We start from the raw sequence: 11,071 nt of genomic DNA, 5'->3' as shown, positions 1-11,071 counted from the left end.
GCCGGGGCGGTCATTGCATCCTTTGCAATCGGGCTTTCGCTCTTCGCAGTTGCGAAAGATCCGCCGACCGGTCACAAGGACTGTGCCTTTCAGGCATCCTCTCCTAAAAACTTATCGGCTGATCTTCGGATCAGCCTTTTTTTTGTCATCGGGCTGGAGTAAGCGACTCCTGCTCATGCCGCGTCACTAAAACAGTTTCTGGAGAGGAGCCGCCGGTAAGACCGGCAGGCGCGGCATGGCTGGGGGATCGAGCGCTTTTGATCCAGCGCTCTCCCCCATCATTTTTGAGCTCACTCCTTCAGTTCACCAGGGCTTCGGCTTCGCGGCCATAAGCGACCACGGCCTCGACCTCGGCCGTGTCGCCCAGCACCACGCCCACGCGCTGGTGCAGCCCCTGCGCCGCGACGTCCATGATCGGCATGAAGCCGTCGCTGGCGGCGCCGCCCGCCTGTTCGATCAGATAGGCCATGGGATTGGCCTCATACATCAGGCGCAGCTTGGCCTTGCCGGGCGTGCGATGGTCATAGGGATACATGAAGATGCCGCCGCGCTTGAGGATGCGATGCACGTCCGCCACCATGGAGGCGGTCCAGCGCATGTTGTAATCTTTGCCGCACGGGCCCTTGGCCCCCATTACCCGTTCTTCGATATAGCGTTCGACGCCCGGCGACCATTGGCGGCGGTTGGACATGTTGATCGCGAATTCACATTTGCCCTGCGGCATTTTCATGTCCGGGTCGGTCATGACCCAGCTGCCCACTTCCCGGTCCAGCGTGAATTCATAGACGCCGGTGCCGACGCTGAGCACCAGCAGGGTCTGCGGGCCGTAGATGGCGTAGCCGGCGGCGACCTGATGCCGGCCGGTCTGGAGGAAATCCTCTTCCGTCACATCGCGCCCGGCGCAGGCTTCGGGCGCCTTGAGCACGGAAAAGATCGTGCCGACCGACAGGTCGACGTCGATATTGCTCGACCCGTCAATGGGGTCGAACAGCATCAGATATTCGCCCTTGGGATAGCGGTTGGGGATGGGGTAGATGGTTTCCATCTCCTCTGACGCCATGGCGGCCAGATGCCCGCCCCATTCATTGGCGTCGAGCAGCAATTCATTGGCGATGACGTCCAGCTTCTTCTGCACTTCGCCCTGCACATTTTCGCTGTCCAGGCTGCCCAGGACTTCACCAAGCGCGCCCTTGCTGACGGCGTGGCTGATCGTCTTGCAGGCGCGGGCGACCGTTTCGATGAGCAGCCGCAATTCGGCGGGCAGCGCGTTGGCGTTGCGCTGTTGTTCGATCAGAAAACGCGTGAGGGTGGTTCTGGTCATTGGCCCGCCTCTGGCAAAGGGGTGAAAGAGAATGTGTCGCGATCCGCAGGGTCGATGCGGACGGGCTGTCGCTACGGCAGCACCGCCCGCAAGTCCAGCGCGCGGCTTAGTGATCGGCGGCGCGCGCCTGTGCGTCTTCGCGTCCGATGGTGAGGTCGCGGACCCGCTCGATATCCTCCTGCGCCTTGCTGGCCTGCGCATAAAGGCGTTCGGCCTGCGCATAATCGCCGTCCCGTTCCGCGCACAGGCCAAGGTTGAACAGCACAGAAGGATGTCCGGGGCGATCGCGGTTCATGCCATCCCATTGCGCGCAGGCGGCGGCGGGATCGCGCTGCGACAGGCGGATGCTGTCCTTGAACGCCTGGCCCATTGCCTTGTCCATGCCATCGCGTCCTTCGCGCAGGCGGATGCGGTAGCGTTCATGGCGCGGCACGATATCGTCGACGAATCGATCCGCCGCCGTGCGCACCATACGGTCGATGCTGTCCTTGGGATTGCGACGGGTCTTGTCCTTGGGGCAGGTGACGATCGTGTCGGATTGCGGCCGGGTTTGGGTATAGAGGATGCGGCCGTCATCGGACCGCGCGACCCGCAGGGTGGAGGAGAAGCTGACGACTTCCTGCGTGCAGGTGATGTCGACCTTTTCCTTCTTCGGGCAGATGCTGGCCTGCTTGTCCGCGCATTCCTCCACCGTGCGCTTGACGTCGCTCCTGCGGATGGTGGCGTCCGCCATGCCGCTGACGATGGCGTCAGCGTCCGGCCCGTTGCGCGACAGGGCGATAAGGTCGAAATGGGGGCGGCCGTCCGGGCCGCGCCGGCTGAGCAATTGCTCCAGCGCGAGCGACAGCGCCATGCCGTCCCGCCCGCCGATCCGGTCGATGCCGATGCTGCGCGCCAAGCTGACATCGCGGAAGGGGGCCGGGAAATGGCCGTCCATCTCGAAGACTTCGGCTCGTGCCTGGGTAGGCAGGGCGAGGGCGACGCCAAGGCCCGCCAGCATGAAGATGAAACGCATGGAAAAAATCCCCCCGGACAATGATGCGCCAGCCTTATAAAGTCGGCGTTGCGGCATCAAGCAGCAACAGAGGAACGATAAAGCGCCATCGCCGTTTCGATACGTTGCCGATCTGAAACTTGGGCGTGGTCGGACAAACAGGGGAGCATCATGGACAGTCTCGTCACCGCCTTTACCGATCCCACCGCGCTGGCCGCACTGATTGCGCTGGTGGTGATGGAGGTGGTGCTGGGGATCGACAATCTGGTCTTCATTTCCATCCTGACCAACAAGCTGCCGGAGGCGCAGCGGCCCAAGGCGCGGCGCATCGGCATCGGGCTGGCGCTGGCGATGCGGCTGGTGCTGCTGTCGATGATCGCGTGGATCGTCGGTTTGACGGCGCCGGTGTTCGACCTTGGCTGGCGCGGACCGCTCGACAGCCATGGCGCGCCGACATTCGAGACGCAATTTTCCTGGCGCGACATGATCCTGATTGCCGGCGGCCTGTTCCTGATCTGGAAGGCGACCAAGGAAATTCACCACAATGTCGACCCGCATGGCGGCGACGACGTGCTGGACAAGAAGAGCGCGGTCACGATGAGTTTCGGCAGCGCCATCGTGCAGATCATCCTGCTGGACATGATCTTTTCGCTGGATTCGATCCTGACGGCGGTGGGCATGACAGACAATCTGGCGGTCATGTATATCGCCGTGATCGTCGCGGTGACGGTGATGCTGATCGCGGCCGATCCGCTGGCCAATTTCATCGCGCGCAATCCGACCGTCGTCATGCTGGCGCTCGGCTTCCTGCTGATGATCGGCGCGGTGCTGATCGCCGATGGCTTTGGCGTGCATGTGCCCAAGGGCTATATCTACGCCGCCATGGCCTTTTCGACGCTGGTGGAGGTGCTCAACATCTTCGCGCGGCGGGCGAAGATGCGCAAGGGCGATGCCTGAATCCGCCCGGCCGCAGGCGGAGCGAAGTTCACACCGTCGTCGGGCCTCAAGCGACCACGAAGCGCCTGCGAGGCGACCATGAAGCGACAGCGACGCGACAGGGGCGCGCGCGGGCGCGAACATGTGCAAGGGCGTGGTCAGACGGGGCGGGCAGGGCTTCATCGACCAGGGTAGATCAGAGAAAATCCTACATTGGAAGGGGGGTGGAGCGAGAGAGGCAAGGCAGGTTCCCGGCCCTGTGTCGAAACGCCGGGAGGAAGCCTATTCCTCCTCCTCCATCACGTCGCCGGGGGCGGCGTCGACCCAGCGGCGCGCCAGCGCATAGGCGTGGCCCGCGCGCAGGAAGGCGGCGATCGCCTTTTCGCGCTGTTTGGGGTCGAGCGGGGCGGTCGCATAGGGGCCGATGCGCTTGCGGCGGGCGAAGCGATCGGCCGCCGCCCAGGCGTCGCGGGCGGTCTGCGCGTCGGCCTGCTCCCGGTCTTCCTCCGCTATGCCGGCGGCGCGCAGCGCCTCGCCCACGCGGCGCGCGCCATAGCCGCGCCGGACGAGCGACGCGCTTTTCATCACGGCATAGGCGGCGTCGTCGATATAGTTGAGGTCGGCGAAGCGTTCGACCAGCGCCTGCGGGTCGGCGGGGCGTTCGCCCGCCCAGCCGCGTTCGCGCAGCTTGCGGTTGAGATAGGCGAGCAGCTTGCCCCGGCTGGTCGCGAAGCGCGCCACATGGCGCAGCGCGAGGTCGCGCAGCGCATCCTCATCGAGCGGCGGAGGGGGGCGTTTGCCGGTCATATCGCGCCAGCATGGCCGATGCGCCATGTTTATGCCACAGTCGGGCCGGAATTTTACCGCGCCTTGTGGGCTAGAAAGCCAGGCTGGAATGCAACTATCCGGTGCATGGGGCCGCCAAAGCTGCTAGCGGCGGCCCTTTGACAAATTTTATGACATTGGGTGAAACCAATATGACGGGTTCGCAAGAGATGATGGCACCGACGCCGACCACTGATGATCTGCCGCGCCGCTTCTCCGATTTCGGGACGCTGGGCGAGGCGCTGGACTATGCGGCGCAGGGCAAGCGGGGCCTGAATTTCCACGACGCGCGCGGCAATCTGGCGCGCCCCTATCCGTTCAGCGAACTGCGCGCCGACGCCATCGCCTGCGCCCACCGGCTGATCGCCCATGGCGTCAAGCCGCAGGACCGGGTGGCGTTGGTGGCGGAAACCGGGGCGGATTTCGCGATGCTTTTCTTCGGCATCGTCTATGCCGGTGCCTGGCCGGTGCCGTTGCCATTGCCGACCAGCTTTGGCGGCAAGGAAAGCTATATCGACCAGCTCAATGTCCAGCTGACAAGCTGCGACCCGATGCTGTTCCTGTTCCCCAAGGAACTGGAGGAAATGGCGGGGGAATCGGGCCGGCAAAAGGCGGTCGAGAGCATCGCGTTCGAGGATTTCATCGCGCGCGACGCGGTGCCGTGCGACTTGCCGCAGGCGCAGCCGCAAGAGATCGCCTATCTGCAATATTCGAGCGGATCGACCCGTTTCCCGCATGGCGTCGCGGTGACGCATCATGCGTTGCTCAGCAACCTGTCGGCGCACAGCCATGGCATGCAGGTGCAGGAGAGCGACCGCTGCATCAGCTGGCTGCCCTGGTATCATGACATGGGGCTGGTCGGCTGCTTCCTGTCGGTCGTCGCCAACCAGGTGTCGACCGATTACATGAAGACCGAGGATTTCGCGCGCCGGCCGCTCGCCTGGCTGGATCTGATCAGCCGCAACGAGGGCACGTCGATCAGCTATTCGCCGACATTCGGCTACGACATTTGCGCGCGGCGCATGTCGAGCCAGACCAAGGCGGCCGACCGGTTCGACCTGTCGCGCTGGCGGCTGGCGGGCAATGGCGCGGACATGATCCGCCCCGACGTGATGCAGAGCTTCGTCGACGCCTTTGCCGATGCGGGGTTCAGCCCCAGCGCCTTCCTGCCGAGCTATGGCCTGGCCGAAGCGACCTTGGCCGTCACCATCATGCCGCCGGGCGAGGGCATCATCGTCGAACTGGTCGAGGAAACCGACCTGTCGGGCGGCGCCGCGCCCGAAGGCCGGCCGCAGCGTTTCCGCTCCATCGTCAATTGCGGCAAGCCCGCCAAGGACATGGTCGTGGAAATCCGCGACGAGGATGGCGGCTTGATGGCCGAGCGGCAGATCGGCAAGGTATGGACCACCGGCCCTTCGCTGATGGTCGGCTATTTCCGCGACGAGGCGGCGACCGCGGCCTGCATGGCGGATGGCTGGCTCGACACGGGCGACATGGGCTATTTGTCGGACGGCTATCTCTACATCGTCGGCCGCGCCAAGGACATGATCATCATCAATGGCAAGAATCACTGGCCGCAGGATATTGAATGGGCGGTGGAGCAGCTCCCCGGCTTCAAGCAGGGCGACATCGCCGCCTTCGCGATCACGACGCCGGGCGGCGAGGAAGCGCCCGCCGTGCTGGTCCATTGCCGCACGTCCGACAATGAGGAACGATCGCGCCTGCGCGACCAGATCCGCGAGCGGGTGCGGGCGATCACCGGCATGAACTGCGTCGTCGAACTGGTGCCGCCGCGCACGCTGCCGCGCACGTCATCGGGGAAGCTCAGCCGGTCGAAGGCGCGCAACCTGTATCTGACCGGCGAAATCCGGCCCTACGACATCGCCGCCTGACGGGGGCGGGCGGGGCGGGGGCGGGCCTTAGCGCCCGCTCAATTGCCGTTCAACCTGCGTCCAGAGCGACGCGAAGGCCTGCGCCGAGGGCGACGCCGGCGCGAAGGCGCCCAGCGGCTTGCGGCGCACGGTCATCTGCTCGATCGTGCTGGCCATGGGAATGGCGGGCCAGCCGGTCTGGCTTTCCAGCGCGGCGCGATGCAGGCTGCGGCGGCGATCCACCATCGAATAGACCGGCAGGATCGGCGCATGGGCACCGCCACGCTGGACGAGATAGCGCGCGACTTCGCCCATCGCCCGCTGCGAGAGGGGTGAGGGGATGACCGGGATGACGATGAGGTCGGCGGCGCGCAGCACCTGTTCGCTGGTTTCGGTAAGGCCCGGCGGGCAGTCGAGAATGATGCGGTCATAGTCGCGGCCCAGGCTTTCGATCAGCTTGGCCAGCCGCTTCTTCTTGTCCATTTCGCGGAACAGATGATCGAGGCCGCGCAGCGAGGTGTCGGCGGCGATCAGGTCCAGCCCCGGCACGGTGGACGGCTGGATCAGCTTTTTGACCTCCACATCCTTGCTGAAAATCGCCTGCGCGGCGTCGCGGCTGGTCTGGTCGGTCGACAGGAGCCAACTGGACGCGGCCTGCGGGTCGAGATCCCACAGCAAGGTGCGACGCCGGGAAATGCAGGCCGACGCCCAAGCGAGGTTGACGGACATGGTCGTCTTCCCCACCCCGCCCTTCAGGCTGTAGACCGCGATCGTCGCCGATGCCGTTTTTTGCGTGCTGCCCTTTGCCATGGCGGGAAAGCTAGGGCCTCCCGGCGGCAAAGCAAGCCGCAAATTGCCATGATCGTTACGCTGCCGGGCGAATGTCGACAGGTATGGTCTTGTAGGCGGGCGTGCCGCTTTGCCGGTCATGCGCGTCGAGCGGCAGCAGGCCATTGGCTTCGGGATAATAGGCTGCGACAGAGCCGGCGGCGATGTCGTGATGGATCGCGGTCTGGCCGCGCAGTATGCGGTCGGGCGCGGCCACCACATCGACGCGGTCGCCATGGGCGATGCCCAGCCGCTCCATGTCGGCGGCGTTCATGAACAGGATGTCGCGCCGGCCGGTGATGCCGCGATAGCGGTCATTGAGGCCATAGATGGTGGTGTTATACTGGTCGTGGCTGCGGATGGTCGCCAGCATCAGCCGGCCTTCGGACGCGGGCGCCTCCCCCGCTGGCAGGAAATGCGCCTTGCCATCGGGCGTTGGCCAGTGGCGCTGCGACGGGCCGACGGTGAGGCGAAAGCCGCCGGGCACGCGGACGCGCCGGTTGAAATCATGGAAGTCGGGATAGACCGCCGCGATCCCGTCGCGGATGCGGTCATAATCGGCGGCCAGGCCATCCCAGTCGATCGGGCTGCCCGGCAACGTTGCCTTCGCCATGGCGGCGATAATGGCGGGTTCGGATTTCAGGTCGTCCGATGCCGGCTTCAGCCGCCCGCGCGAGGCGTGGACCATCGACATGCTGTCCTCCACCGTCACCCATTGCGGGCCGGTCGCCTGCATGTCGAGTTCGGTGCGGCCAAGGCAGGGGAGGATGATGGTCTCGCGCGCAGGGAGCAGGCAGGAACGGTTGAACTTGGTGAGGATATGGACGGCGAGGTCGAGCTTCCGGAAGGCGGCGAAGCAGGCTTGCGGATCAGGCATGGCGACGGCGAGATTGCCGCCCAGCGCGATGAGCGCGCGCGCTTCGCCCGACGCCATCGCCGCCAGCGCGTCGACGGCATTATGGCCATGTTTGCGCGGGCTGGTGATGCCGAAATGGGCGTCCAGCCGCGCCAGCATCGCCTCGCCGGGCGCTTCGGTGATACCGACGGTGCGGTCGCCCTGCACATTGCTGTGGCCGCGCAAGGGGCAGATGCCCGCGCCCGGCCGCCCGAAATTGCCGCGCAGCAGCAGCAGATTGGCGATCTGCTGCACATTTTGCGTGCCGTGGCGATGCTGGGTGATGCCCATGCCATAGCAGATGATGACATTGCGGGCCTTGGCATAGACCTGCGCCATGCTTTCCATCGCCGCGCGGGTGAGGCCGCTGCCCTGTTCCAGCGCGGCCCAGTCCTGCGCTTCCACTTCCGCGCGCAGGGCTTCATAGCCGACCGTATGTTCGGCGATGAAGGCGCGGTCGATGAGGCCCGCGCCATCGGCCGCCAGGTCGGCGGCATCGGCGGCGAACAATGCCTTCATGATCCCCTGCAACATCGGCAGGTCGCCGCCGACCTTGACCTGATGATAGGCCGACGCCAGCTGCGTCGCGCCGGGCGTCAGCATTTCGGTCGGATGCTGGGGCGACTTGAAGCGTTCCAAGCCCCGTTCGCGCATCGGATTGGCGACGATGATCGGCGCGCCGCGCCTGGCCGCCGCGGCCAGCGTCGACAGCATGCGCGGGTGATTGGTGCCCGGATTATGGCCGATGCAGAAGATCGCATCGGCATGGTCGAAATCCTCCAGCGTCACCGACCCCTTGCCAAGGCCGATCGACCTGGCGAGCCCGACGCTGGTCGCCTCATGGCACATATTCGAACAATCGGGGAAATTGTTGGTGCCAAAGGCGCGGGCGAACAGCTGATAGAGAAAGGCCGCTTCATTGGAGGCGCGGCCCGAACAGTAGAATTCTGCCCTGTCGGCATGGTCGAGCGCGGTGAGGCCGGTGCCGATCCGCGCCATCGCCTCCTCCCAGCCGATCGGGACATAATGATCGGTTGCAGCGTCATAACGCAGCGGCTGGGTGAGGCGGCCGGCATCCTCCAGCTGGTGATCGCTCCAGTCCCACAGGTCCGATACGCTGTGGCTGGCGAAAAAGTCCGGGTCGACGCGCTTGGGTGTCGCTTCCCAGGTGACGGCCTTCGCGCCATTTTCGCAAAATTCGAAGGAGGATGTGTGGCGCGGGTCGGGCCAGGCGCATCCCGGACAGTCGAAACCGTCCGGCTGGTTCATCTGAAGCAAGGCGCGGGTGTCGGCGCTGGCGCCCATCTGGTCCTTGATCGCCAGTGCCACGGCGCGCAGCGCGCCCCAGCCGCCGGCCGGCCCGTCATAGGGGGCGACGCCCGGCACCGGCGCATCATCGTCGATCGTCGAACCATCCTGCGCCATGATGCCGTGCCTTTCCCGCGTGCCGCCTAGAGTATCTCGCGCACCTTGTCCTGCGGCCGGCAGAAGCGCACGCCCTTGTCGGTTTCGACGAAGGGGCGATTTACATAGGCAGGGTTGGCCGCCATTGCATCGAGGATCGCGTCGGCGTCCATATCCGCCAAGCCCCGTTCCTGCGCATCGGTGCCCATGGTGCGGATCGCGTCGGCGGGCGTCATGCCGGCGTCCGCGATCAGCTGCGCCAGCTTGTCGCGGCTATAGGGGACTTTCAGATACTCGATCACCTCGACGTCGACGCCCGGCGTTTCTTCCAATATGGCGAGCCTCTTGCGCGACGTGCCGCATTTGGGATTGTGCCAGATCGTGGCCTTCATGCCGCGTCTTCCCGCGCCAGCCATTCTTCCAGCCACTTGATCGTATAGTCGCCGTTGAGGAAATCGGGATCGGTCAGCAGCGCCTGATGCAGCGGGATGGTGGTCTTCATCCCCTCGATCACATATTCCTCCAACGCGCGGCGCAGGCGCATGATCGCGCCTTCGCGGGTGCGGCCATAGACGATCAGCTTGCCGATCATGGAGTCATAATAAGGCGGCACCTTATAGCCCTGATACAGGCCGCTATCGACGCGGACATGCATGCCGCCGGGAACATGATAGCTGGTGACGGTGCCGGGCGAGGGCGCGAATGTCTTGGGGTCTTCAGCGTTGATACGGCATTCGATCGCATGGCCGGTAAAGCGGATGTCCTCCTGGCGCACCGACAGCGGCTTGCCCTCCGCGACGCGGATCTGTTCGCGCACCAGGTCAAGGCCGGTGATCATCTCCGTCACCGGATGCTCCACCTGAAGCCGGGTGTTCATCTCGATGAAGTAGAATTCGCCATTTTCCCACAGGAACTCGATCGTGCCCGCGCCGCGATAGCCCATGTCGGCCATCGCCTTCGCGCAGGTGCTGCCGATGCGTTCGCGCTCGGCCGACGACAGGACGGGGGAGGGGGCTTCCTCGAGCACCTTCTGGTGGCGGCGCTGAAGCGAGCAGTCGCGTTCGCCCAGATGGATGGCGTTGCCATTGCCGTCGCCGAACACCTGGATTTCGATATGGCGCGGATTGCCGAGATATTTTTCGATATAGACGGTCGCGTCGCCGAACGCGGCCTTCGCCTCGCTGCCTGCCTGCTGCATCAGCGTCTCAAGCTGGTCGGGCGAGGTGCAGACCTTCATGCCGCGCCCGCCGCCGCCCGATGCCGCCTTGATGATGACGGGATAGCCCGCAGCATCGGCAATGGCGCGGGCTTCCTCGACATCGCTGACCGCTCCGTCGGAGCCGGGGACGAGCGGCAGGCCGAGCGCGCCGGCGGTGCGCTTCGCCTCGATCTTGTCGCCCATGGTGCGGATATGTTCAGGCTTCGGCCCGACAAAGGCGATGCCGTGCGCCTCGACGATCTCGGCGAACTTGGCGTTTTCGGAGAGGAAGCCATAGCCCGGATGGATCGCGTCCGCGCCCGAGATTTCGGCGGCCGAAATGATCGCCGCGACGTTCAGATAGCTGTCCTTGGCCGCCGGCGGGCCGATGCAGATGGCTTCGTCGGCAAGGCGCACATGCATGGCGTCGGCGTCGGCGGTCGAATGAACCGCGACCGTCCTGATGCCCATTTCATGGCAGGCGCGGTGGATGCGGAGCGCGATCTCGCCGCGATTGGCGATCAGCAGCTTTTCAATGCCCATGATCGTCGCGCGCCTTATTCGATCACGATCAGCGGCTGGTCATATTCGACCGGCTGGCCATTATCGACCAGCACCGTCTTGACCGTGCCGGACACGGGCGCGGCGATGGCGTTCATGACCTTCATCGCTTCGACGATCAGCACGGTATCGCCGGCCTGCACCTGCGATCCCACGCGGGCAAAGGGCGCGGCGCCCGGTTCGGCGGACAGATAGGCGGTGCCCACGATCGGCGATTTGACCAGCGTGCCGGGCGGCA

10 protein-coding genes are annotated in these 11,071 nt (G+C 65.2%); 2 read left to right on the top strand and 8 right to left on the bottom strand.

What is annotated here, in order from left to right; translation table 11 throughout:
* Positions 1-298: 298 nt before the first annotated feature.
* Positions 299-1,321, bottom strand: a complete 1,023-nt coding sequence (locus RLDS_RS53660; RefSeq protein ID WP_021228740.1) for a class 1 fructose-bisphosphatase — start codon at positions 1,319-1,321, stop codon at positions 299-301.
* Positions 1,322-1,427: 106 nt separating this feature from the next.
* A complete protein-coding gene (locus RLDS_RS53655) occupies positions 1,428-2,336 on the bottom strand; it encodes a tetratricopeptide repeat protein (protein ID WP_021228739.1) in 909 nt (302 codons plus the stop codon).
* A 150-nt stretch (positions 2,337-2,486) separates the two neighbouring features.
* Between RLDS_RS53655 and RLDS_RS53650 the strand changes: the two genes are divergently transcribed.
* Positions 2,487-3,272 (top strand): TerC family protein, encoded by a 786-nt coding sequence (locus tag RLDS_RS53650; protein WP_021228738.1) that lies wholly within the window; start codon positions 2,487-2,489, stop codon positions 3,270-3,272.
* Positions 3,273-3,533: 261 nt separating this feature from the next.
* Here the strand turns inward: RLDS_RS53650 and RLDS_RS53645 are convergent, their stop codons facing one another.
* A complete protein-coding gene (locus RLDS_RS53645) occupies positions 3,534-4,058 on the bottom strand; it encodes a regulatory protein RecX (RefSeq protein WP_031299269.1) in 525 nt (174 codons plus the stop codon).
* Between the two features lie 149 nt (positions 4,059-4,207).
* Between RLDS_RS53645 and RLDS_RS53640 the strand changes: the two genes are divergently transcribed.
* Positions 4,208-5,968: a fatty acyl-AMP ligase gene (locus RLDS_RS53640; protein ID WP_021228736.1), complete on the top strand. Its 1,761-nt coding sequence runs from the start codon at positions 4,208-4,210 to the stop codon at positions 5,966-5,968.
* A gap of 27 nt (positions 5,969-5,995) precedes the next feature.
* Here the strand turns inward: RLDS_RS53640 and RLDS_RS53635 are convergent, their stop codons facing one another.
* The 5 genes from RLDS_RS53635 to RLDS_RS53615 all read right to left on the bottom strand — a co-directional run.
* Positions 5,996-6,757: a ParA family protein gene (locus RLDS_RS53635; protein ID WP_021228735.1), complete on the bottom strand. Its 762-nt coding sequence runs from the start codon at positions 6,755-6,757 to the stop codon at positions 5,996-5,998.
* A gap of 55 nt (positions 6,758-6,812) precedes the next feature.
* Positions 6,813-9,095, bottom strand: a complete 2,283-nt coding sequence (locus RLDS_RS53630; protein WP_021228734.1) for an FdhF/YdeP family oxidoreductase — start codon at positions 9,093-9,095, stop codon at positions 6,813-6,815.
* 26 nt (positions 9,096-9,121) lie between these two features.
* Positions 9,122-9,466, bottom strand: a complete 345-nt coding sequence (locus RLDS_RS53625; RefSeq protein ID WP_021228733.1) for an arsenate reductase family protein — start codon at positions 9,464-9,466, stop codon at positions 9,122-9,124.
* Positions 9,463-10,815: an acetyl-CoA carboxylase biotin carboxylase subunit gene (accC, locus tag RLDS_RS53620; protein ID WP_021228732.1), complete on the bottom strand. Its 1,353-nt coding sequence runs from the start codon at positions 10,813-10,815 to the stop codon at positions 9,463-9,465. Before accC ends, RLDS_RS53625 begins: the two co-directional genes overlap by 4 nt.
* A 14-nt stretch (positions 10,816-10,829) precedes the next feature.
* Positions 10,830-11,071, bottom strand: a 242-nt coding sequence (locus RLDS_RS53615) for an acetyl-CoA carboxylase biotin carboxyl carrier protein (protein WP_021228731.1), incomplete at its 5' end; no start/stop codon positions are given.

Origin of the sequence: Sphingobium lactosutens DS20 (assembly GCF_000445105.1) — a bacterium.
GTDB classification, from domain to species: Bacteria; Pseudomonadota; Alphaproteobacteria; order Sphingomonadales; family Sphingomonadaceae; genus Sphingobium; species Sphingobium lactosutens.
The sequence above is the reverse complement of the archived record's forward strand: the minus strand, read 5'-3'. Positions and strand labels throughout refer to the sequence as shown.

Coding starts and splice junctions, on each gene's coding strand:
- RLDS_RS53635 (WP_021228735.1), bottom strand. CDS start 6,757: ATGGCAAAGGGCAGCACGCAAAAAACGGCATCGGCGACGATCGCGGTC.
- accC (WP_021228732.1), bottom strand. CDS start 10,815: ATGGGCATTGAAAAGCTGCTGATCGCCAATCGCGGCGAGATCGCGCTC.
- RLDS_RS53640 (WP_021228736.1), top strand. CDS start 4,208: ATGACATTGGGTGAAACCAATATGACGGGTTCGCAAGAGATGATGGCA.
- RLDS_RS53655 (WP_021228739.1), bottom strand. CDS start 2,336: ATGCGTTTCATCTTCATGCTGGCGGGCCTTGGCGTCGCCCTCGCCCTG.
- RLDS_RS53625 (WP_021228733.1), bottom strand. CDS start 9,466: ATGAAGGCCACGATCTGGCACAATCCCAAATGCGGCACGTCGCGCAAG.
- RLDS_RS53645 (WP_031299269.1), bottom strand. CDS start 4,058: ATGACCGGCAAACGCCCCCCTCCGCCGCTCGATGAGGATGCGCTGCGC.
- RLDS_RS53660 (WP_021228740.1), bottom strand. CDS start 1,321: ATGACCAGAACCACCCTCACGCGTTTTCTGATCGAACAACAGCGCAAC.
- RLDS_RS53650 (WP_021228738.1), top strand. CDS start 2,487: ATGGACAGTCTCGTCACCGCCTTTACCGATCCCACCGCGCTGGCCGCA.
- RLDS_RS53630 (WP_021228734.1), bottom strand. CDS start 9,095: ATGGCGCAGGATGGTTCGACGATCGACGATGATGCGCCGGTGCCGGGC.